Source organism: Serratia sp. NPDC087055 (assembly GCF_044900985.1).
Lineage (GTDB): Bacteria > Pseudomonadota > Gammaproteobacteria > Enterobacterales > Enterobacteriaceae > Serratia.
Genome location: NZ_JBJDOG010000003.1, coordinates 235,379 through 255,909 on the forward strand (window position 1 = coordinate 235,379; position 20,531 = coordinate 255,909).

22 protein-coding genes and 1 other RNA gene are annotated in these 20,531 nt (G+C 54.1%); 17 read left to right on the plus strand and 6 right to left on the minus strand.

Features of this window, described 5'->3' with window-relative positions:
• Positions 1-3: 3 nt before the first annotated feature.
• On the minus strand, positions 4-1,143 hold the full coding sequence (gene rlmG, locus ACI2J2_RS17255; RefSeq protein ID WP_404760512.1) for a 23S rRNA (guanine(1835)-N(2))-methyltransferase RlmG: 1,140 nt from the start codon (positions 1,141-1,143) through the stop codon (positions 4-6).
• A 149-nt stretch (positions 1,144-1,292) separates the two neighbouring features.
• Here rlmG and ACI2J2_RS17260 point away from each other — a divergent pair, with 149 nt between their 5' ends.
• The 5 genes from ACI2J2_RS17260 to sstT all read left to right on the plus strand — a co-directional run bounded on the left by ACI2J2_RS17260 (position 1,293) and on the right by sstT (position 6,427).
• Positions 1,293-1,799: a M48 family metallopeptidase gene (locus ACI2J2_RS17260; protein ID WP_265555915.1), complete on the plus strand. Its 507-nt coding sequence runs from the start codon at positions 1,293-1,295 to the stop codon at positions 1,797-1,799.
• Between the two features lie 50 nt (positions 1,800-1,849).
• On the plus strand, positions 1,850-2,830 hold the full coding sequence (locus ACI2J2_RS17265; protein ID WP_404760513.1) for a Gfo/Idh/MocA family protein: 981 nt from the start codon (positions 1,850-1,852) through the stop codon (positions 2,828-2,830).
• Between the two features lies 1 nt (position 2,831).
• The gene (locus ACI2J2_RS17270) at positions 2,832-3,563 is read left to right on the plus strand and encodes a glutamine amidotransferase (protein WP_404760514.1); all 732 of its coding nucleotides are present in this window, start codon (positions 2,832-2,834) and stop codon (positions 3,561-3,563) included.
• Positions 3,564-3,948: 385 nt separating this feature from the next.
• Complete coding sequence (locus tag ACI2J2_RS17275) at positions 3,949-4,926, plus strand: TerC family protein (RefSeq protein ID WP_280921279.1); 978 nt, start codon at positions 3,949-3,951, stop codon at positions 4,924-4,926.
• Between the two features lie 265 nt (positions 4,927-5,191).
• Positions 5,192-6,427, plus strand: coding sequence for a serine/threonine transporter SstT (gene sstT / locus ACI2J2_RS17280; RefSeq protein ID WP_209637206.1), 1,236 nt, complete (start codon positions 5,192-5,194; stop codon positions 6,425-6,427).
• 74 nt (positions 6,428-6,501) lie between these two features.
• On the opposite strand, the gene ACI2J2_RS17285 is transcribed toward sstT, so the two are convergent.
• Positions 6,502-7,992, minus strand: a complete 1,491-nt coding sequence (locus ACI2J2_RS17285) for a UxaA family hydrolase (RefSeq protein ID WP_404760515.1) — start codon at positions 7,990-7,992, stop codon at positions 6,502-6,504.
• Positions 7,993-8,012: 20 nt separating this feature from the next.
• Entirely contained in the window at positions 8,013-9,425 is a 1,413-nt protein-coding gene (uxaC, locus tag ACI2J2_RS17290; RefSeq protein WP_404760516.1) for a glucuronate isomerase, read from the minus strand.
• Positions 9,426-9,812: 387 nt separating this feature from the next.
• On the opposite strand from uxaC, the gene ACI2J2_RS17295 reads away from it, so the two are divergent.
• The 11 genes from ACI2J2_RS17295 (at position 9,813) to ACI2J2_RS17345 (ending at position 17,318) form a co-directional block, all read left to right on the plus strand.
• On the plus strand, positions 9,813-11,111 hold the full coding sequence (locus ACI2J2_RS17295; RefSeq protein WP_209637201.1) for an MFS transporter: 1,299 nt from the start codon (positions 9,813-9,815) through the stop codon (positions 11,109-11,111).
• Positions 11,112-11,226: 115 nt separating this feature from the next.
• Positions 11,227-12,003, plus strand: coding sequence for a transcriptional regulator ExuR (gene exuR / locus ACI2J2_RS17300; RefSeq protein ID WP_265555910.1), 777 nt, complete (start codon positions 11,227-11,229; stop codon positions 12,001-12,003).
• A gap of 186 nt (positions 12,004-12,189) precedes the next feature.
• Positions 12,190-12,630 (plus strand): hypothetical protein, encoded by a 441-nt coding sequence (locus ACI2J2_RS17305; RefSeq protein WP_404760517.1) that lies wholly within the window; start codon positions 12,190-12,192, stop codon positions 12,628-12,630.
• 140 nt (positions 12,631-12,770) lie between these two features.
• A complete protein-coding gene (locus tag ACI2J2_RS17310) occupies positions 12,771-13,451 on the plus strand; it encodes a DedA family protein (RefSeq protein WP_037416416.1) in 681 nt (226 codons plus the stop codon).
• On the plus strand, positions 13,451-13,822 hold the full coding sequence (gene mzrA, locus ACI2J2_RS17315; protein WP_061807841.1) for an EnvZ/OmpR regulon moderator MzrA: 372 nt from the start codon (positions 13,451-13,453) through the stop codon (positions 13,820-13,822). The genes ACI2J2_RS17310 and mzrA overlap by 1 nt, the downstream gene beginning before the upstream one ends.
• A gap of 219 nt (positions 13,823-14,041) precedes the next feature.
• Positions 14,042-14,413: a DUF1090 domain-containing protein gene (locus tag ACI2J2_RS17320; protein ID WP_209637195.1), complete on the plus strand. Its 372-nt coding sequence runs from the start codon at positions 14,042-14,044 to the stop codon at positions 14,411-14,413.
• Positions 14,414-14,577: 164 nt separating this feature from the next.
• Positions 14,578-14,883: a YqjD family protein gene (locus tag ACI2J2_RS17325; protein WP_037416411.1), complete on the plus strand. Its 306-nt coding sequence runs from the start codon at positions 14,578-14,580 to the stop codon at positions 14,881-14,883.
• Positions 14,884-14,885: 2 nt separating this feature from the next.
• Positions 14,886-15,284: a phage holin family protein gene (locus ACI2J2_RS17330; protein ID WP_061807840.1), complete on the plus strand. Its 399-nt coding sequence runs from the start codon at positions 14,886-14,888 to the stop codon at positions 15,282-15,284.
• Positions 15,281-15,568 carry a YqjK-like family protein gene (locus ACI2J2_RS17335; protein ID WP_209637192.1) on the plus strand — a complete coding sequence of 96 codons (288 nt, stop codon included), beginning with the start codon at positions 15,281-15,283 and terminating at the stop codon, positions 15,566-15,568. Before ACI2J2_RS17330 ends, ACI2J2_RS17335 begins: the two co-directional genes overlap by 4 nt.
• Positions 15,569-15,862: 294 nt before the next feature.
• On the plus strand, positions 15,863-16,258 hold the full coding sequence (locus ACI2J2_RS17340; protein WP_099062123.1) for a DoxX family protein: 396 nt from the start codon (positions 15,863-15,865) through the stop codon (positions 16,256-16,258).
• A 73-nt stretch (positions 16,259-16,331) separates the two neighbouring features.
• Complete coding sequence (locus ACI2J2_RS17345; protein ID WP_209637190.1) at positions 16,332-17,318, plus strand: glutathione S-transferase family protein; 987 nt, start codon at positions 16,332-16,334, stop codon at positions 17,316-17,318.
• Between the two features lie 37 nt (positions 17,319-17,355).
• Here ACI2J2_RS17345 and ACI2J2_RS17350 read toward each other — a convergent pair whose 3' ends face one another.
• Complete coding sequence (locus ACI2J2_RS17350; RefSeq protein WP_037416398.1) at positions 17,356-18,261, minus strand: LysR family transcriptional regulator; 906 nt, start codon at positions 18,259-18,261, stop codon at positions 17,356-17,358.
• A gap of 187 nt (positions 18,262-18,448) precedes the next feature.
• On the opposite strand from ACI2J2_RS17350, the gene ACI2J2_RS17355 reads away from it, so the two are divergent.
• Entirely contained in the window at positions 18,449-19,150 is a 702-nt protein-coding gene (locus ACI2J2_RS17355) for a pirin family protein (RefSeq protein WP_209637188.1), read from the plus strand.
• Between the two features lie 58 nt (positions 19,151-19,208).
• Here the strand turns inward: ACI2J2_RS17355 and rnpB are convergent.
• Both rnpB and rsmI read right to left on the minus strand, forming a co-directional pair.
• An RNA gene (gene rnpB / locus ACI2J2_RS17360) (RNase P RNA component class A) lies at positions 19,209-19,587 on the minus strand.
• 41 nt (positions 19,588-19,628) lie between these two features.
• Positions 19,629-20,492, minus strand: coding sequence for a 16S rRNA (cytidine(1402)-2'-O)-methyltransferase (gene rsmI / locus ACI2J2_RS17365; RefSeq protein WP_037416395.1), 864 nt, complete (start codon positions 20,490-20,492; stop codon positions 19,629-19,631).
• Between the last annotated feature and the right edge of the window lie 39 nt (positions 20,493-20,531).

Here is a 20,531-nt window from a genome sequence, read left to right on the forward strand (position 1 = left end):
GACTCAGTAACGTGCGCCAGATTTCACCGCTTTCAAGATCACGAACTTCTTGTTTGAGGCTATCAAGGTGCAATTACCGAACAAGCGTTTCAGCTTCTGGTGATAATCCAGATGGCGATTACCGACAATGCGCAGCTCGCCGCCCACCTGCAGGCACCGCTTGGCGTCACAGAACATCTGCCAGGCCGTGTGATCGGTGATCGCATGCTGCTGGTGGAACGGTGGATTACACAGCACCGCACGCACACTTTCACGTTCAATCCCCGCCAGCGCGTTGTTCACTTCAAACTGACAACGATCCATATCCTGCGGCAGGTTATGCTCCACGTTGCGCTCACTGGAAGCCACCGCCATATAGGACTCATCAGCAAAGGTCACCTGTGCTTGCGGGTTCTGCATCAAGGCAGCCATGCCGATGATGCCGTTACCACAGCCGAGATCGATGATATGGCCTTCAAGGTCATGCGGCAGATGATCCAGGAACAAACGTGCACCAATATCCAGGTTGCTACGTGAGAACACGTTAGCGTGGTTGTGAATGATCCAATCCGTACCGTCCAGCACCCAATTGGTGGTTTCCGGCGTGGCTGGTGGCACGATGTCTGCAACTTCACAGAAGATTAACCGTGCTTTCTTCCAGGCCAGGCTAGTACGCGTCGGGCCAAGCACCTTTTCAAACAGCTGCATGGTCGAGGTGTGTACGTCACGTGCCTTGGCGCCAGCGATAATCACCGTGTCCGGCGCCACCACATTGCGCAACGCACGCAGTTGCTGTTCCAGCAAGGCCAGCGCCTTAGGAATACGGATCAATACCACCGCCGGTGATGCCGGCAGTTCGGCAAGGCTGTCCAACAGCGTAACCTGCTCTGGATCCAGTTCGTTGAGCTTCAGGTTATGGCGCGTTGCCAACTGGCTCATGTACGAATCGCTGATGCTGTATGGCTGATGACGGTGCAACGCACAGGCCAAAGTGCCAAAGTTGTCGTTGAAAATCAGCACCGGACGACCGTCGATGTTCACATTTTCAAGCTGTTGCAGCAGATATTCGTCCGCCGCTTCCCACGCCTGTAATTGGGTGGATTCTTCCTGTTGGGGATAACGTTCCAGCTCAAGTTGCTGTGTTCCCAGATCGAGTTGGCTCATTGCCCCTCCTGACTGATAAAATTTGGGCTGTTTATCCCCTAAAAACGTCCGGCAGTAAAATGTTTTTTCGGATAAATTGCCCTTTGCGGGATTTGCACGAAAAAACATCATACAATGGCCCGCTCAATTGAGGCCACAACGGGAAGATAATGTCCGAACTGACCTACCTGCAGGGCTACCCTGAACATCTGCAAAGCCAGGTGCAACAGTTGATCGACCAACAACGGTTGGGGGATGTGCTGTTGCAGCGCTATCCGCAGGTGCATGACTGCACCACCGACAAATCGCTTTATCAGTTTACCGTCGATCTGAAAAACCAATACCTGCGCAACGCCCAGCCACTGAGCAAAGTGGCCTATGACGGTAAAATCCAGGTGATGAAACACGCGCTTGGCATGCACACCGCCATTTCTCGCGTACAGGGCGGCAAGCTGAAGGCCAAAGCGGAAATTCGCGTGGCGACGGTATTCAAATTGGCACCGGAGCCGTTTCTACGCATGATCGTCGTGCATGAGCTGGCACACCTGAAAGAGAAGGACCATAACAAAGCTTTCTACAGCCTGTGCTGCCATATGGAACCCAATTACCATCAATTGGAGTTCGATACCCGGCTGTACCTGACTCACCTCTCCGTGTTTGGCGATCTGTATACCTGACGAGCCCCTGTGATACTCTGATTTCTAACGTCTGGGAACTGGAGATATCTATGATTCGCTTTGCTGTTGTTGGCACCAACTGGATTACGGAACGCTTTATCGACGCCGCACACGAAAGTGGCAAACTCACGCTGACCGCTGTCTATTCACGCAAGTTAGAACAGGCCCAGGCGTTTGGTGCCAACTACCACGTCAATGCGTTTTTCGATTCCCTTGAGGCAATGGCCCAGTCAGACGCGATAGATGCAGTTTACATCGCCAGCCCTAACGCCCTGCACTACTCGCAGGCACTGCTGTTCCTTAGCCATAAAAAGCACGTCATTTGCGAAAAGCCGATGGTATCCAACCTGCGCGAAGCCGAAAAGTTGGTGGCCTGCGCCCGCGAGAATCAGGTGGTGCTGTTCGAAGCCTTTAAAAGCGCTCACCTGCCGAATTTCTTGGCGTTACGGCAAGCGCTGCCCAAAATTGGTCGCCTGCGTAAAGCCTATATCAATTACTGCCAATACTCTTCACGCTATCCGCGCTATCTGGCAGGAGAGAACCCGAATACCTTCAATCCGCAGTTTTCCAACGGTTCGATCATGGACATTGGCTATTACTGTTTGGCCAGTGCCGTGGCGCTGTTCGGTGCGCCAAAGTCGGTCATTGCCAGCGCGTGTTTGCTGGACACCGGCGTTGATGCTCTCGGCACAGCTTGCCTCAACTACGGTGATTTCGACGTGACCATCTCTCATTCCAAAGTCAGCAATTCGGACATTCCAAGTGAGATCCAGGGTGAAGATGGCACGTTGGTGATTGAGAAAATCTCGGAGTGCCAGAACGTAGCGCTAACGCCCCGCGGGGGACATCGTCAGGATCTGACCCAGCCACAGCACATTAACACCATGCTGTATGAGGCACAGGTGTTCGCCGATTTGGTGGAGAAACGGCAGGTAGAGCACCCTGGGTTAGAAAATTCGTTGATTATCGCCAACTTGTTGACCGAAATTCGCCGCCAGACTGGCGTCGTGTTTCCTGCCGATGGAGAATGACATGAAGCCATTATTACTGATGCAAACCGGCGATGCCCCAGACATTATTCGCCGGGAGAAAGCCAATTTTGACGGCATGTTCCTGCAACAGGGAAACATTGACGCCGATCGTGTGCAGATCGTGCATCTTCCTGCAGGCGAACAACCTTTGCCCCCGCAAAACTATTCTGGCGTGGTGATTACCGGTTCACCGGCCATGGTCACTGAACAATTACCCTGGAGCGAGCAGGCTGCCGAGTGGCTACGCCAGGCGATGCACATTAAGCTGCCTATTTTTGGCGCCTGTTATGGCCACCAACTGCTGGCCTACGCGCTCGGCGGCGAAGTCGGCTACCACCCGCAAGGCATGGAGGTCGGTACGCTGGACATCGAACTGTTGCCCGCCGCCGCCAATGACCGGCGGATGGCAATGTTGCCACCGCGCTTCAAGGCGAACCTGATCCACTCCCAGAGCGTATTAACGCCCCCTGCCGGCGCCGTAGTGCTGGCACGTTCCCAGCAGGATGCTTATCAGATCCTGAGTTATGGCGATAACGTGCTGACGACTCAGTTCCACCCAGAGTTCAACGGCGCAGTGATGCACCAGTATCTGAGCTGGCTCGGCGAGCTGTACCCAGAACAACATGCGGAGTATCAGCTTAAGCAACAGCAGGTTAGCGATACGCCGTTCAGCCGGCTGCTGTTGCAAGGGTTTGTCGTCAGTTTGGGTGCGCAAAAAGCCTTGGCCGGGTAACGCAATAAACGTTGACCACTGACACATTTTGCATTACTTTCTGCCCTGCAAAGGGGAGTAACTTTTATACCTAATAGATTTCAAGGTGCGGCAAGGCGGCAACCGAAGGAATCCTCAGGAGCTTACTTAAGTAAGTGACTAGGGTGACAGAGGGAAGACAACGCAGCAGCGGCTTGAAAGATGAAGGGTATCTTGCCGGTCAATCGTCATTACGGTGCGTAAGCACCCGGTTACCGGGCAACCTGATGTCAGGGCGCACTTTCGGTGCACCTTCATCAACGTTGTAAGTGAGACCTTGCCGGAAGGCGAGGTTTGCTTGCAGCGTTCATAAGAGCGGCTAGCGTCTTCCGACGTTGGCCGTTTTTGTTTTTGAAGGATACCTCTGATGATGAATACCGTTGGCACACCTTGGTTATGGGGCAGCTTTGCCGCCATCATAGTTGTGATGCTCGCAATCGACTTACTGCTGCAAGGCCGCAAAGGCGCACACACCATGACGCTAAAGCAGGCCGCCAGTTGGTCGCTGGTGTGGGTCAGCCTGTCTCTGCTGTTCAACCTGGGTTTTTGGTACTACCTGAACCAGACCGCAGGGCGCGCTGTTGCCGATACTCAGGCGCTGGCCTTCCTCACCGGTTATCTGATCGAAAAAGCGTTGGCGGTTGATAACGTCTTCGTCTGGCTGATGCTGTTCAGCTACTTTGCCGTACCAGCCAACCTGCAGCGTCGGGTATTGATTTTCGGCGTACTGGGCGCGATTGTGCTGCGTACTATCATGATTTTTGCCGGTAGCTGGCTGGTAACCCAGTTCCAGTGGTTACTGTATTTGTTCGGCGCTTTCCTGCTGTTCACCGGTATCAAGATGGCGCTGGCGAAGGAAGACGATTCGGCGATTGGCGACAAACCCTTGGTGAAGTGGCTGCGCAGCCACCTGCGTATGACCGATAACCTGGAAGGTGAGCGTTTCTTCGTGCGCCGCAACGGCGTGTTGTTTGCGACACCGCTGGTATTGGTACTGATACTGGTGGAGCTGAGTGACGTGATCTTTGCCGTCGACAGCATCCCGGCAATCTTTGCCGTCACTACGGATCCGTTTATCGTTCTGACTTCTAACCTGTTCGCCATCATGGGGCTGCGTGCTATGTACTTCCTGCTGGCTAACGTGGCAGAACGTTTCTCTATGCTGAAGTACGGCCTGTCGATCATTTTGATGTTTATCGGCGTCAAAATGTTGATTATCGACTTCTTCCATATCCCGATCGGCGTTTCGCTCGGTGTCGTGGCCGGTATCCTGACGCTGACCCTGCTGATCAACGCCTGGGTTAACCGCCGTAACGACCGTTTGGCTAATAATAAAGCACCATAATCTGTTATCCGGGGCGCTAGTCGCCCCGTGATTGTTTGGCAATTCATCCCAAACGCCAAATGTTATTGCGATCACACAAATGTAATCAGAATGTTATCAAGAGTTGATCCGCCCTCAGAATTTCACCGCTGACCCTTTCCAACCCCATCCGTTTACTGAATACTGATTAAGCAAACACACTTGGTTACAGATTCAAATAAAGTTGTCCGGTGGCGTTCCCGCCGAGGTGACAAAGTCTGTACGCAACATCATCGGGAAAAGCATCATGCAAAAATTACTACAACGGATCGTACAGGGCAGCCTGGTTAAACAAATCATGATCGGCCTGGTGGCCGGCATCATTGTTGCGTTGGTCTCACCGGCAACGGCTTCAGCCGTTGGGCTGCTGGGCGCGCTGTTCGTCGGGGCATTAAAAGCGGTAGCGCCTGTGCTGGTGCTGGTATTGGTTATGGCGTCAATCGCCAACCATAAACACGGCCAGAAGACGAACATCCGTCCGATCCTGTTCCTTTATCTGTTGGGCACCTTCGCTGCCGCGCTGGTGGCGGTTGTCGTCAGCTTTATGTTCCCGTCCAATCTGGCGCTGGTGGCCGGTAATGCGGATATCAACCCGCCGGGCGGTATTATTGAAGTGCTAAAAGGCCTGTTACTGAGCGTGGTTGCCAACCCGTTCCAGGCACTGATTAGCGCCAACTATATCGGCATTCTGGCTTGGGCCGTGGGCCTGGGCCTGGCACTGCGCCACGCTTCCGAAACCACTAAATCGCTGATTAACGATCTGTCACACGCGGTAACCATGGTGGTGCGCGCGGTGATCCGTTGCGCACCGCTCGGCATCTTCGGTCTGGTGGCCTCGACGCTGGCGGACACCGGTTTCGGTGCGCTGTGGGGTTATGCCCAACTGCTGGTGGTGCTGATCGGCTGTATGTTGCTGGTAGCGCTGGTGCTGAACCCGCTGATCGTTTACTGGAAAATTCGCCGTAACCCTTATCCGCTGGTCTTTGCTTGCCTGCGTGAGAGTGGCGTGACCGCGTTCTTCACCCGCAGCTCAGCCGCCAATATTCCCGTGAATATGGAGCTGTGCAAAAAGCTGAATCTGAACGAAGACACCTACTCGGTTTCTATCCCGCTGGGCGCCACTATCAATATGGCCGGTGCGGCAATCACCATTACCGTGCTCACGCTGGCTGCGGTCCACACTCTGGGAATTCCCGTTGATATTCCGACTGCACTGCTGCTGAGCGTTGTCGCTGCCGTCTGTGCCTGTGGTGCTTCCGGCGTGGCCGGCGGTTCGCTGCTGCTGATTCCATTGGCCTGTAACATGTTCGGTATCCCGAACGATGTGGCCATGCAGGTCGTTGCTGTCGGCTTTATTATCGGTGTACTGCAAGACTCCGCCGAAACGGCACTGAACTCCTCTACCGACGTGCTGTTCACTGCTGCGGCCTGCCAGGCAGAAGACCAGCGTTTGGCGGATGAAGACCCACTGAGAGTGCGTTAATTCCTGATACGATTGTACAAGGCGCCCGTTATCGGGCGCTTTTTTTCGGCGCCAGCAAAGCAGATACCGCAGCTTTACAATGTCACCCCGCTTTTAAAAATCGCTAATTCACGAAAGTCATTCACTTCGTTACACGTCGCCTGACCATTGGCGATCGCCACGATGAGATCGACAAACGCCTCCAGTAGGCTGTCCATTGATGTCCCGTGGATCAACTTGCCGGCATCAAAGTCGATCCAGTGGGGCTTCTTCGCCGCCAGTTCGCTGTTAGTGGCCAACTTAACCGTAGGAACAAAGCCACCATAGGGCGTACCACGCCCGGTACTGAACAACACCATGTGACAGCCCGCCCCCGCCAACGCACTGGTCGCCACCGCATCATTGCCGGGGGCACTCAGCAAGTTTAAGCCAGGTTGCCGCAACCGCTCGCCATACTTGAGTACATCCACGACCTGACTCTGCCCCGCTTTCTGCGTGCAACCGAGGGACTTCTCCTCCAGCGTGGTGATACCACCCGCTTTGTTGCCCGGTGAGGGATTTTCATAAATGGGCTGATTATGAGCGATAAAATACTGTTTAAAATCGTTAACCATGCTGACGGTCTTTTCGAAGGTTGCCCGATCGCGGCACCGGCTCATCAAGATCCGCTCGGCACCAAACATCTCTGGTACTTCTGTCAGCACCGTTGTGCCACCGTTAGCGATCAGGTAATCGGAAAAACGGCCCAGCAACGGATTGGCAGTGATGCCTGATAAACCGTCCGAACCACCGCATTCCAGGCCAAACTTCAACTCACTCAGTTTACCTGGCTGCCGGCGATCATCGCGCATCACCTGATACAACGCATGTAGCTGCTCGAGGCCCGCTTCCACCTCGTCATCCTGTTGTTGGCACACCATAAAGCGCACCCGCGATTCATCGATTGCACCCAGCGTACTGCGAAAAACATCTACCTGATTGTTTTCACACCCGAGTCCAATCACCAACACCGCGCCCGCGTTTGGGTGTCGCACCATATTTTGCAGCATGGTTCGGGTATTGTCGTGATCCTGCCCCAGTTGCGAACAGCCAAACGGGTGGCTGAACAGATGCACGCCATCGATCCCCGCCGCATTTTGGGTTTCCTTTAAAAAACGCTGTTGGATCTGCCGGGCAATACCGTTAACACAGCCAACGGTCGGCACAATCCACAACTCGTTGCGGATCCCGACCTCTCCGCTGCTACGACGATAAAGATGTACCTTTCGGTCTGCTGACTGCGGGGGCAGTGATGGAAAAGCAGGTTGGTACTGATAACTGTCCAGATCGCTCAGATTGGTTTTGGCATTTTGTGAGTGGATATGCTCACCGGGTGCGATAGCGTCCAACGCATGCCCGATCGGCAAACCGTATTTGGTGATCGCCTCACCGGCCGCTATGGGTTTCAGCGCAAACTTGTGTCCGCGAACCACCGCTTGCGACAGCACAATGTCCTGAGCCTCTACACGCAGCGTTTCGCCTGCGGCCAGGTCACGCAGTGCCACCGCGACATTGTCCAGTGAATGAATTTTTACCGTGCTTTGCATAATCCCGCCTTGGGCAACCGCTATGCCAGTTCAATAGCAAAATAGTTTTTGGCATTGTCGAAGCAGATATTTCTCACCATCTGACCCAGCAGCGTGATGTCCGCCGGGGCTTCCCCCTCTTCCACCCAACGACCGATCATTTGGCACAGGATGCGACGGAAGTATTCATGGCGGGTATAAGACAAGAAACTGCGACTGTCGGTCAGCATGCCGACAAAACGGCTCAATAACCCCAGTTGCGCCAACTGTGTCATCTGCCGCTGCATACCGTCTTTCTGATCGTTGAACCACCAACCGGAACCAAACTGCATTTTGCCCGGCGTGCCTTCTCCCTGGAAGTTACCGACCATGGTGCCGATCACCTCGTTGTCGCGCGGATTGAGACAGTACAGGATCGTTTTCGGTAACCCACCTTGACGCGCCTGGGCGTCCAGCAAGCGTGAAAGCGGCTCTGCCAGCGGCCGATCGTTAATCGAGTCGAAGCCGATGTCCGGTCCCCGGCTTGCCAGCATGCGGCTGTTATTATTACGCAAAGCACCAATATGGTACTGCTGCACCCATTCACGACGTTGATATTCAGCCGCCAGGAACACCAGCACGGCGTTTTTAAACTGGGCGCTTTGCTCCGGTGTCGGCAGTTTGCCACTCAGACGTGCCGCTAAAATAGCGTCTAATGTTGCTTCGTCCGCTTCGCCATACACCACCACATCCAGCGCATGGTCAGCCACCTTGCAGCCGTGGGCAGCAAAGTGATCCATACGCTTTTTCAATGCGTCACACAGGGTACTGAAACGACCAATATTGATATCCGCTGCCGCTTCCAGCTTTTGCAGGTAATCATTGAAACCCGGCGCATCAATATTGAACGCCTTATCCGGTCGCCAGCTTGGCAATACTTTGATATCGAAACTGCCGTCGGCGGCAATGGCTTTGTGGTGGCGCAGATCGTCGATGGGATCATCTGTCGTGCCGACCATTTTCACGTTCATTTGCTGCATGATGCCACGCGCCCTGAAATCGTCCTGCGCCAGTAACGCATTACCGCGCTGCCAGATATCGTCCGCCGTCGTCGGGGAAAGTAACGTTCCTGTGATACCGAACGGGCGGCGCAGCTCCAGGTGTGTCCAGTGGTATAGCGGGTTACCGATGGTGTGAGGCACAGTGGCGGCCCAAGCGTCGAATTTCTCACGATCGCTGGCATCCCCAGTACACAACCGTTCCGCCACGCCGTTAGTGCGCATCGCGCGCCATTTGTAGTGATCGCCTTTTAGCCAGATCTCATACAAATTATTGAAACGGGTATTCTCGGCAATCTGTTCCGGGGGTAAATGACAGTGATAGTCAAAGATCGGCTGGTCCGCAGCATAATCATGATACAAACGCCGGGAGAATTCGGTATCTAACAGAAAATCTTCACTTAAAAACGTCGCCATATCTGGCTCCTCACCTTGCTTGTCGTTCTGCGACTCTGTTCAATGCGACAAAGTTATCACACCAATTTAACTGAGCGTCCAGCAAAATATCACTCTGCGTAGCGACTAGGCCCTCTTCAAAAGGCCATTAACCGGCATTTTTGCGGCAAAAAACGGCACAAATCGCATAATTATCCCGCAAACAGTATTGCCCAATTGAAAAACGGCTTTTGTGATATCACTCAACTTTTAAATCTGTATGACAAGTTATTGTCTCGCCACCCAGTCGTTCATGCGGCGGGAATACGTCGGTGACGGACAGGCCGGCGCAGAACAACGAAAAGGGATCACCCCCTACACGCTGCTGCCATCTCGGCACTGCCTATTGAAGACTGGGAGACATTTCGGATGCGTAAAATTAAAGGGTTACGCTGGTACATGATCGGCTTGGTGACCATCGGCACCGTGCTGGGTTACCTGACCCGCAACGCCATTGCCGTCGCAGCACCGACGCTGGAAGGCACCTTACATATCACCACGCAGCAGTACTCATACATCGTCGCGGCCTATTCCGCCTGCTATACCCTGATGCAGCCAGTGGCGGGATACGTACTGGACGTTTTAGGGACCAAAGTGGGATACGCCATGTTCGCTATCCTGTGGGCCCTGTTTTGCATGGGCACCGCGCTCGCCAACAGTTGGGGTGGACTAGCGCTGGCACGCGGCGCCGTGGGTATGGCGGAAGCAGCGATGATCCCCGCCGGGCTGAAAGCCAGCAGCGAATGGTTCCCAGCCAAAGAACGATCCATTGCTGTGGGTTATTTTAACGTAGGTTCGTCGATCGGCGGCATGCTCGCCCCGCCGTTAGTGGTCTGGGCCATCGTTGCGCACAGCTGGGAAATGGCGTTTATCATCACCGGTGTGCTAAGCCTGATCTGGGCCATCTGTTGGCTGATTTTCTACAAACACCCGAAGGATCAGAAGAAACTCAGCAATGAAGAGCGCCATTACATCCTCAATGGCCAGGAGGCTCAACACCAAACCGATAATGCCAAGAAAATGTCTGCCTGGCAGATTGTGCGCAACCGCCAGTTCTGGGGCATCGCGCTCCCGCGATTTTTGGCGGAGCCTGCCTGGGGTACATTCAATGCCTGGATCCCGCTATTCATGTTCAAAGCCTACGGTTTTAACCTGAAAGAGATCGCCATGTTTGCCTGGATGCCGATGCTGTTCGCCGATCTCGGCTGCATCGTTGGCGGATATCTGCCACCGTTTTTCCAAAAGCACTTTAAGGTGAACCTGATCGTGTCGCGCAAACTGGTGGTCACTCTGGGTGCGGTGCTCATGATTGGCCCCGGCATGATCGGTTTGTTCACGAGCCCTTATGCGGCTATCGCGCTGTTATGCGTCGGCGGTTTTGCTCATCAGGCACTGTCCGGTGCACTGATTACCCTGTCTTCTGACGTCTTTGGTCGCAACGAGGTCGCCACCGCCAATGGCCTGACCGGCATGGCTGCCTGGACCGCCAGCACGCTGTTTGCTCTGGTGGTCGGTGCATTGGCAGATACTCTGGGGTTCAGCCCATTGTTTGCAGCGCTGTCGGTATTCGATATTCTCGGCGCCATTGCTATCTGGACCCTCTTGCAAAATCGACCGGCAACCCCGCCGACAGAAGATGCCCTGCAACCGGAACCCGCACGCAGTTAATCCCGCCGCCCGGCCACCGCGCCGGGCGCTCCCTAGCCGTCACTGGTAGCTCCACCGGATAAGTGGTATAACAAATCTATGGTTATGCCCCCTCTCTACCCTAAGAGCATTCACTATGGAATTCACTGAAACCAGACGCCTGTACCAACAACTGGCCGCCGAGCTTAAGCAACGTATTGAAAGTGGCCGATACCCTGTGGGCGATAAACTGCCGGCCGAGCGTTACATTGCCGAAGAAATGAATGTCAGCCGTACCGTAGTGCGGGAGGCCATCATCATGCTGGAAGTGGAAGGCTACGTTGACGTACGCAAAGGCTCCGGGATCCACGTGATGTCCAACCAGCAGAAAAATCTGGTCGTGCCGGGCGACAGCATTGAGTTCGCCACCGCCGGCCCCTTTGAGCTTCTGCAGGCGCGCCAACTGATCGAAAGTAATATTGCGGAATTTGCGGCTACCCAAGTCACCAAGCAAGACATCGTTCAATTGATGGAGATTCAGGAGCAAGCCCGTAAGGAAGATCGCTTTCGTGATTCACAGTGGGATCTGAAATTCCACGTGCAGGTGGCGCTCGCTACCCAAAATACCGCCATGGCCACAATCGTAGAAAAAATGTGGGTGCAACGCGTCAATAACCCTTATTGGATCAAGCTGCATGAACACATCGACGATCGCTCAATTGCCAGTTGGTGTGACGATCACGATCAGATCCTTAAGGCGTTGATTCGCAAAGATCCCCATGCTGCCAAACTGGCCATGTGGCAACACCTGGAAAACACCAAGCAGATGCTGTTCAACGCCACCAGCGACGATTTCGAATATAACGCTGACCGCTATCTGTTCGCCGATAATCCGGTGGTGCATCTGGACAATGCAGCCGCAGAAAATAAATAGCCCAGGCAGTCAAAAATCGTCGGGTTATGTCAGGTATTGTAAAATCCGCTGAATCGATGCCTGAACCGCAGTTTGCCGTGTAGTATTTCACCGATGGCAACGTAGATTTCCCTGTTGCCAATCGTGCTATTTTGTTAGAGTTGAGCCACTTTTTTTACCCTCTGCTACGGGGCGGGACGCGAATAAATGCGCTGGTTGTTTGCCATGCTTATTGCTCTTTTCTGCTGGACCGGTTCGGTCTCCGGCCAAAAGCTATGCGCGACGACTCCCACAGCATTGAACAGTCAGCCATTGTTCGCTGATACAACGCTTTCCTCTTCTGACTTTGACTTGGTTTACCAGTCACCTGCAGAACTGCGGCGCAAACCGCCCGGCAAGGTGCCGCTCCTGTTGCCGCGGGTGCATTCTTACCCCGGTTCATTGACAGCCTCAGCCCAATGGCTGCCGGTCTATACTCAGACCACAACCTTAGGCTACCGCACTCGGCTCCCGCGCCAGACCTCACCTGCGCTAAACCGGCTTGCCCAGGTCAATTGGGCACTGCACGCCCCGCAGCGGCAGAACAGGCTGGGTGGCTGGAAAGAAAGTAATATGCTTTACCGTGGCACGCTGACTTACCACTCTTGACCGGTGTCGCACCGATTAGAACCCACTAAAAAGCAACGCCGTTTCATCGTTACCAGCAGTCAGGATCGCCCGCGCGCTCTTCGCCTACTTCCGATCCGCCGCTGAGACACAAACAAACAATGACGTTTTAGGAACACCGGATGGACATCATTAAAGAACTGTTACATGCCTTATGGCAGCAGGATTTTGAGACGCTGGCGAACCCTTCGCTCGTGTGGACCCTCTACGTCCTGCTGTTTATGATCCTGTTCCTGGAAAATGGCCTGCTGCCCGCGGCGTTTCTGCCGGGCGACAGCTTGCTGATCCTGGTTGGCGTGTTGATCGCCAAAGGCACCATGAATTTCCCGCTCACCATTTTTATCCTGACCGTCGCCGCCAGCCTGGGGTGCTGGGTCAGCTACATACAAGGTAAGTGGCTCGGCAATACGCGAACGGTGCAGGGCTGGCTATCGCATCTGCCGGCGCACTATCACCAACGCGCGCATCAATTGTTCCACCGTCACGGACTTTCCGCCCTGTTGGTTGGTCGTTTCCTGGCGTTTGTCCGTACCCTGCTGCCAACCATTGCCGGCCTCTCCGGTTTGAGCAATGCGCGTTTCCAGTTCTTTAACTGGATGAGTGGCCTGCTGTGGGTGGTGATCCTGACGTCTCTGGGCTTTGCGTTGGGCAAGACTCCTGTGTTTCGCAAATATGAAGACCAGTTAATGTTCTGCCTGATGCTGCTGCCGTTAGTGTTACTGGTTGTCGGGCTGGTCGGCTCGTTGATTGTGCTGTGGCGTAAGAAACGCTCAGACAGCCAAAATCAGGGGAAAGGGGCGTGATGACAAAGCGCCCGCGCTGGCAGTATGTTCTGCTGATTGCGCTCGCTTTGCTGGCGCTCGCCACGCTCTTGGTGCCTTGCATGGTGCGCACTGAAAGCGAACTTCGCATTCGTGCTGGCCAGCAAGGCCTTTCGCTGCCCGACGGTTTTTATGTTTATCAACGCTTGGATCAGCGTGGTATTCGCATCAAAAGCATTACCCCGGAGGGCGATGGTTTGGTGATTCGCTTGGACTCACCCGAACAACAATTGTTGGCACGTGAGGCACTGCAAACCATTCTGCCGCCGGGATACATTATCGCCCTGAGCGAATCCCCTGTTCCTACCCATTGGGTGCGTGAATTTGCGCGCGCCCCACTCAATCTGGGATAATACCCCTTCATATGAAGGGTTTTCCTTTCATATCGTCCGCAGCTCAATTAATCACCAATCAAGACTCAACTGTGGCGGATTCTTTGGGGTCTTCACGATTTATGGCTATGCTAAAGGTTAGCGTCAGTCAGCAGCGTAAGACTCCTGTCGCACTGCCTTTGTGGCAGTCTGGAACGGTGGATGTGTGCCAATGCATCCCATTAACAAGGAACTGATAGCATGAAATTACGCCAATCGATGTTACTGGCTCTCCCATTATTCGCCCTCCCTGCCCTGTCGTTTGCAGCAGAGGACGGCTGTGCCATCAAGGCACAAAATATTCAACAACAGATCGATTACGCTACCCAACACGGCAATACCCAGCGTGTTGCCGGTTTGAAGAAAGCGTTGAATGAGGTGCAAACCCATTGCACACCGGCCAGTCTGCAGGCCGATCGTCAGAAAAAAATTGACGAAAAACAACGCAAAGTGACTGAGCGTCAGCAAGAGCTGAAAGAAGCTCAGCAGACCGGCAATCTGGAAAAAGTCGCCAAGAAACAGAAAAAGCTGGCTGAAGCTCAAGCAGAGCTTAAGCAAGCCCAAGCGGAATAGTTTTTTTACACCAGCGGATTTATCGCTGAGAGCCGCGTCATACGGGATTTTCATTGCATATAAAATGGATGCTTAGTGATATCAGCTACCCATCCGCCCTTTGCTCCGGCGAAAAAATCCGCTATGTTGAAAGTCTGTCGAAGTTAACGTTAAGGAATAATCACATGGCACATGATTCAAATGCAGAGAACTTACGCGCTGAACTTAAATCCTTAGCCGATACGTTGGAAGAAGTGTTGAACTCTTCCACCGATAAGCCAAAAGCAGAACTGGAAAAACTGCGTTCCAAAGCAGAAGGCGCATTGAAAGATACCCGCGCACGCCTGAGCGATGCTGGCGACAAAATTGCCTCTCAGACCAAACAGATCGCAGGTCAGGCCGACGATTACGTGCGTGATAATCCGTGGACCGGCATCGGTATCGGCGCTGCCGTTGGCGTGGTGTTGGGCGTTCTGCTCGCGCGTCGTTAATTATGGCTGAACAACCACAAGGCCGCGAGGGCCCCGCTAAAGGGGTCCTGGACATCGGGCAGCGCATCATCACTATTCTGGTCGGTATGGTGGAAACACGCGTACGACTGGCCGTGGTCGAGCTGGAAGAGGAGAAAGCCAACCTTATTCAGTTATTGATCATGGCCGGTATGACGCTGTTGTTCACGGCATTTGGCCTGATGAGCCTACTGATCCTGATATTCTGGGCTATCGATCCGGTTTACCGCTTGATCGCATTAGGTACCACCACTGGCGTACTGTTGTTCCTGGCCATTGTCGGCACCATTTGGACGCTGGTCAAAGCGCGGCGCTCTACGCTGCTTGGCGCTTCGCGCAAACAATTGGAAATAGACCGTTCCCAGTTGGAGGGTGAACAATGAATCGCCGCCGCTATCTGGAATGGAGGAAAGAGAAGCTGATTAACAAGATCCAGCAGCAAAGGCTGGATCTTGCTGACAACAAAACTCTGTGGCTGGAAAAGACCGAACGTATCGATCGCGGCTGGCAAACCATTTTTGGCCTGCGTAAATATCTGGTGGTCGGTTCAAGTGTGATGGCACTGTACGGTGTACGCCATCCCAGCAAGCTGATTCGCTGGTCTCGTCGCGCCTTTGCCGCAATTAGCACTATCCGATTGATCCAGAAAACCTTTTCCTCGAAATAACCTGTCTCACTTTCTTCAAAACTTCCGTTGTTAAGCCCGCCTTTTCACAGAAACATCACGTTTCTGTCGGTGAAGGTTGGGCAACATTCTGATTACCCTCCATTTGTTAGCAGGCTAAAGATTCAGTTTTTTTGAAAAAATACGACAGTTTTACTTGCTAACAAAGCATCCGCTTCCCGATTAACATTCACTCCATCGATACGAAACGGGCAGGACAGGGTCAGATACCCGGCATACCACCCACTGACATGAAAACGCCAAGACTGGCAAACAAAAATTACTTTGGAGTAGATGATGAAAAAATTAGAAGATACAGGTTTGCTGGTTGCTCGTATTCTGATGCCAATCCTGTTTATCGTGGCAGGCTACGGCAAAATGGGTGATGCCTATGCCGGTACCCAACAGTATATGCAATCGATGGGCGTCCCTGGCTTCTTGCTGCCATTGACCATTCTGCTGGAGTTTGGCGGCGGTCTGGCAATTCTGTTCGGCTTCCTGACCCGTACAGTGGCACTGTTCACCGCCGGTTTTACCATCCTGACTGCGCTGTTGTTCCATACTAACTTTGCAGAAGGCGTAAACCAGCTGATGTTCATGAAAAACCTGACCATCGCCGGCGGCTTCATCGTCCTGGCCGTAGCAGGCCCAGGCGGTTTCAGCATCGACCGCATTCTGAACAAAAAGTGGTAAGATTTTAAGACCGATTCAGGGTCCGGCATGCCGGACCCTTCTGCTTTTTCACTCGGACACGAAGGAGATTCCCATGGGACAACTCGTCGATGGCGTTTGGCAAGACATCTGGTATGACACCTCATCTACCGGAGGCCGTTTCAAACGCTCAACCTCTCAGTTCCGCAATTGGGTGACCGCTGACGGTCAACCGGGCGAACACGGAGTCGGAGGTTTTAAAGCGGAGAAAGATCGTTATCACCTGTACGTTTCCCTCGCCTGCCCTTGGGCACACCGCACTCTGCTGATGCGCAAATTGAAAGGGCTCGAGCACATCATTCCCGTTTCCGTGGTGCATCCGCTGATGTTGCAAAACGGCTGGACCTTCGGCACCGACTTCCCGGAGGCGACAGGCGACAGCCTGTACCACTCGGATTTCCTCTACCAGCTTTACTTGCGCGCCGACAAACACTATACCGGCCGCGTGACGGTACCGGTGCTGTGGGATAAACAACAGCAAACCATCGTCAGTAACGAATCCGCCGATATCATCCGGATGTTCAACAGCGCATTTGATGGCGTAGGCGCACGTGCTGGCGATTACTACCCGGCAGAGCTACGCGGAAAAATCGATGAGTTAAACGGTTGGATTTACGATCAGGTCAATAACGGGGTGTACAAAGCGGGTTTCGCCACCAGCCAGGCAGCCTATGATGAAGCGGTAAACGGGGTATTTGATGGGCTCGCACGGTTGGAGCAAATCTTGGGGCAACAACGCTATCTGACCGGTGAACGCCTTACCGAGGCTGACCTGCGCCTGTGGACCACGCTAGTGCGTTTCGATCCGGTGTATGTCACCCACTTTAAATGCGACAAACACCGCATCAGCGATTATCTCAACCTCTATGGCTTCCTGCGGGACATTTATCAGATGCCCGGCATTGCCGAAACGGTCAGTTTGCCGCACATCCGTAATCATTATTACCGCAGTCACGCCACCATCAATCCGCACGGTATTATTTCCATCGGCCCGGCACAGGATTTGGACGAACCCCATGGTCGGGACACGCGTTTCGGCTAAAACCTTCCCCCTCGCCTTACCGCCGAGGGGGAATGAACTACTGTCGTTCCAACTGCGCAAACAGCCGCGGAATTTCGCGCAGGAACCAGGCTTTTGCCTCTCCCATGCTGTCACGCCGCCAGGCCATGATGATATCAGCCTCACGGCTGTATTCCGGCCCCACAACGCGCAGGCGCCCCTCTTCAATGTCCTTTTCGACCATCGGGTAAGGCATGGTCGCCACACCCAAGCCAGCCAGCAGGGCCAGACGCTTGTCTTCAATGGTGCTGACCGTCAGCCGCTGCTGTTTATCCAACAGTTGCACCGTCAATACCGGCCGTTCCCGGGCGGTATCCGCTACCGCAATACCGCGGTACTTCACTCGCGTCAATTCGGATAACGGCTCAGGCTCAAGGTGGATCGGGTGGTTCGGCGCGGCAACATATACGCTCATCACTTTGTACAGCTTACGGGTGTTGATTTCTGACGAGGCGCGGAAATGCATGTCCGGGGCGATAACGATATCGGCACGCCCCTGCTCCAGCCTTTCCCAGGCACCTGCCAGCACCTCGGTGAAAATTGACACCTGGGTATTCGCCTTTAGGGCTAATTTGTCGACCAGCGGAAATAACTTGCTCGGCGGCGACAGCGCTTCGCTGACGATCGTCAGATGGGTTTCCCAACCGCGCGCCAAGGCTTCGGCATCCGTAGTCAGCTTGTCTGCGGCTTCCAACAGTACCCGACCACGCTCCAGCAACATGCGCCCAACATTGGTGAACTTGGTACGGTGACCGGAACGGTCGAACAGCACCACGTCCAATTCTTCTTCCAATTTTTGCATGGTGTAGCTGAGTGCCGACGGCACGCGCCCCAGCTCATCAGCTGCCGCAGCGAAGCTACCACGTCGGTCGATCGCATCCATAACCCTTAACGCTTCTAGCGTTAACGCCCGATCTCTGGCCATCGAATCTCTCTGTCAGGAAATTTGAATATGCCGACCAGATTAACTGGCTAACAATCCGGCGTCCAGATGCTTACCATCTTAATATACCCAATAGGTTTCTGGCGGCAGCGAGACAGTGGTCGAGATAAGCCAACGCAGCAGCAACCAGAACGATGAAGGGAAGAATAAATTTAGAGAGCCGATTGCCATGATTACATGCAGAACAGCACAACAATGCGGGCAAGCTGACTTTGGTTGGCTGCAGGCTCGCTACACCTTTTCTTTTGGACATTATTTCGATCCCAAGCTGATGGGCTACGCCTCGCTACGGGTGCTGAATCAGGAGGTGCTGGCGCCAGGTGCGTCATTCCAGCCACGCACCTATCCCAATGTGGATATCCTGAATCTGATCTTGCAGGGGAAGGCCGAATACCGCGACAGCGACGGCAACACGGTGAATGCTCAGGCTGGTGAAGCCTTACTGTTGTCCACGCAGCCTGGTCTGAGTTACAGCGAGCAGAACATCAGCAACGATACGCCACTGACCCGTTTGCAACTCTGGCTGGACGCCTGCCCAGAGCGCAGCAACGAGCGTGTACAGCGCCTGATGCTGCCAGAGGCCGGTCTGACGCTGCTGGCTTCGCCTGATGGCGCACAGGGCAGTCTGCAACTGCGCCAACAAGTGTGGATCCATCATTTGGATTTACAACCCGGCGAGCAGCAGACACTGGCGCTGAACGGACCGCGTGCCTATTTGCAGTCGATCCACGGCACCATTGAAGCCCATGGTGAACGTCACGACGGCCAACGGCTAACCTGCGGTGATGGAGCGTTTATCCATGAGGAAAACCGACTGACTATCCGCGCTAAAACGCCACTGCGCGCACTGTTGATCGATTTGCCGGTGTGAATGATCTTCTGAATGGAAAAAACCCCGCGTAACTTGCGTTACGCGGGGTTTTCTTTATAGAGGGAGTTGACCGGTAAGCCGGGTTCTGTCGTGGACAGTCATTCCTCTAGGCCAGCAATCGCTCACTGGCTCAAGCAGCCTACCCGGGTTCAGTACGGGCCGTACCATGTGAACCCCTATTTGGCCTTGCTCCGGGTGGAGTTTACCGTGCCACGAACTGTTGCCAGTCGCGCGGTGCGCTCTTACCGCACCCTTTCACCCTTACCTGATCCCGCTTGCGCGGGCCATCGGCGGTTTGCTCTCTGTTGCACTAGTCGTAGGCTTGCGCCTCCCAGGCGTTACCTGGCACCCTGCCCTATGGAGCCCGGACTTTCCTCCCCTCCACCTGTCTCCCCCGAAAGGGACGGCAGTGAAGCGGCGACTGTCTGGTCAACTCCGGCGCGGATAGTAGCGTCGTGCTCACGGCAGGTCAACCGCTTTACTGTTCTTGTTGCTCTAACGCGTACTTATACAACGCATTTTTCTTCACGCCGTGGATTTCTGCCGCCAGCGCTGCCGCTTTTTTCAATGGCAGTTCTTTTTGCAGCAATGCCAGCGTACGTAGCGCCTCCAGCGGTAATGCATCTTCCTGCACCTTGTGGCCTTCTACGATAAGCACCATTTCGCCGCGGCGACGGACTTCATCTTCCTGCACCCAGGCCAGTAGCTCGCCAACCGGTGCGCCGGTGATCGATTCCCAGGTTTTGGTCAATTCACGCGCCAATACCACATAGCGTTGTGGCCCCCACACGGTCACCATGTCCTGCAAACTTTCCAACAACCGGTGAGTTGATTCGTAGAAAATCAACGTGCGCGGTTCCTCTGCCAGCGCCATCAGCGTATCCTTACGCCCCTTGGTTTTCGCCGGCAGGAACCCTTCGTAACAGAAACGGTCTGAAGCAAGGCCTGCGGCGCAGAGTGCGGTGGTTGCCGCGCAAGCTCCTGGCAAGGGGACGACCCGAATGCCGGCTTCACGACAACGGCGTACCAGGTGGTAGCCGGGATCGTTGATCAAGGGGGTACCTGCGTCGGAAACCAGCGCGATGCTCTGGCCTTCCTGCAATTTCGCCAGCAGTTGATCGGCTTTTTGCTGTTCGTTATGGTCGTGCAGCGCAAACAACCGCGCGCTAATCGCAAAGTGTTGCAGCAGCAACCCGGTATGGCGCGTGTCCTCGGCCGCAATCAGATCAACGCTTTTCAGTACCTCTAACGCACGATGGGTTATATCCCCTAAATTGCCGATTGGGGTGGGCACCACATACAGTGTTGATGCAGAAATGACTGATTGTTGGTGTTGATTCATTGTTTCATCCGAGTTGCCGATTTAATATTAAGCATCTTG

Bases quoted from the DNA above. Each gene is read 5' to 3' on its own strand.
- ACI2J2_RS17285 (WP_404760515.1), bottom strand. From the start codon at position 7,992: ATGCAAAGCACGGTAAAAATTCATTCACTGGACAATGTCGCGGTGGCA.
- ACI2J2_RS17305 (WP_404760517.1), top strand. From the start codon at position 12,190: ATGCGCTGGTTGTTTGCCATGCTTATTGCTCTTTTCTGCTGGACCGGT.
- sstT (WP_209637206.1), top strand. From the start codon at position 5,192: ATGCAAAAATTACTACAACGGATCGTACAGGGCAGCCTGGTTAAACAA.
- ACI2J2_RS17265 (WP_404760513.1), top strand. From the start codon at position 1,850: ATGATTCGCTTTGCTGTTGTTGGCACCAACTGGATTACGGAACGCTTT.
- ACI2J2_RS17325 (WP_037416411.1), top strand. From the start codon at position 14,578: ATGGCACATGATTCAAATGCAGAGAACTTACGCGCTGAACTTAAATCC.
- ACI2J2_RS17295 (WP_209637201.1), top strand. From the start codon at position 9,813: ATGCGTAAAATTAAAGGGTTACGCTGGTACATGATCGGCTTGGTGACC.
- ACI2J2_RS17310 (WP_037416416.1), top strand. From the start codon at position 12,771: ATGGACATCATTAAAGAACTGTTACATGCCTTATGGCAGCAGGATTTT.
- ACI2J2_RS17345 (WP_209637190.1), top strand. From the start codon at position 16,332: ATGGGACAACTCGTCGATGGCGTTTGGCAAGACATCTGGTATGACACC.
- ACI2J2_RS17270 (WP_404760514.1), top strand. From the start codon at position 2,832: ATGAAGCCATTATTACTGATGCAAACCGGCGATGCCCCAGACATTATT.
- rlmG (WP_404760512.1), bottom strand. From the start codon at position 1,143: ATGAGCCAACTCGATCTGGGAACACAGCAACTTGAGCTGGAACGTTAT.
- ACI2J2_RS17350 (WP_037416398.1), bottom strand. From the start codon at position 18,261: ATGGCCAGAGATCGGGCGTTAACGCTAGAAGCGTTAAGGGTTATGGAT.
- ACI2J2_RS17320 (WP_209637195.1), top strand. From the start codon at position 14,042: ATGAAATTACGCCAATCGATGTTACTGGCTCTCCCATTATTCGCCCTC.
- exuR (WP_265555910.1), top strand. From the start codon at position 11,227: ATGGAATTCACTGAAACCAGACGCCTGTACCAACAACTGGCCGCCGAG.
- rsmI (WP_037416395.1), bottom strand. From the start codon at position 20,492: ATGAATCAACACCAACAATCAGTCATTTCTGCATCAACACTGTATGTG.
- ACI2J2_RS17330 (WP_061807840.1), top strand. From the start codon at position 14,886: ATGGCTGAACAACCACAAGGCCGCGAGGGCCCCGCTAAAGGGGTCCTG.
- ACI2J2_RS17275 (WP_280921279.1), top strand. From the start codon at position 3,949: ATGATGAATACCGTTGGCACACCTTGGTTATGGGGCAGCTTTGCCGCC.
- mzrA (WP_061807841.1), top strand. From the start codon at position 13,451: ATGACAAAGCGCCCGCGCTGGCAGTATGTTCTGCTGATTGCGCTCGCT.
- ACI2J2_RS17340 (WP_099062123.1), top strand. From the start codon at position 15,863: ATGAAAAAATTAGAAGATACAGGTTTGCTGGTTGCTCGTATTCTGATG.
- ACI2J2_RS17335 (WP_209637192.1), top strand. From the start codon at position 15,281: ATGAATCGCCGCCGCTATCTGGAATGGAGGAAAGAGAAGCTGATTAAC.
- ACI2J2_RS17355 (WP_209637188.1), top strand. From the start codon at position 18,449: ATGATTACATGCAGAACAGCACAACAATGCGGGCAAGCTGACTTTGGT.
- ACI2J2_RS17260 (WP_265555915.1), top strand. From the start codon at position 1,293: ATGTCCGAACTGACCTACCTGCAGGGCTACCCTGAACATCTGCAAAGC.
- uxaC (WP_404760516.1), bottom strand. From the start codon at position 9,425: ATGGCGACGTTTTTAAGTGAAGATTTTCTGTTAGATACCGAATTCTCC.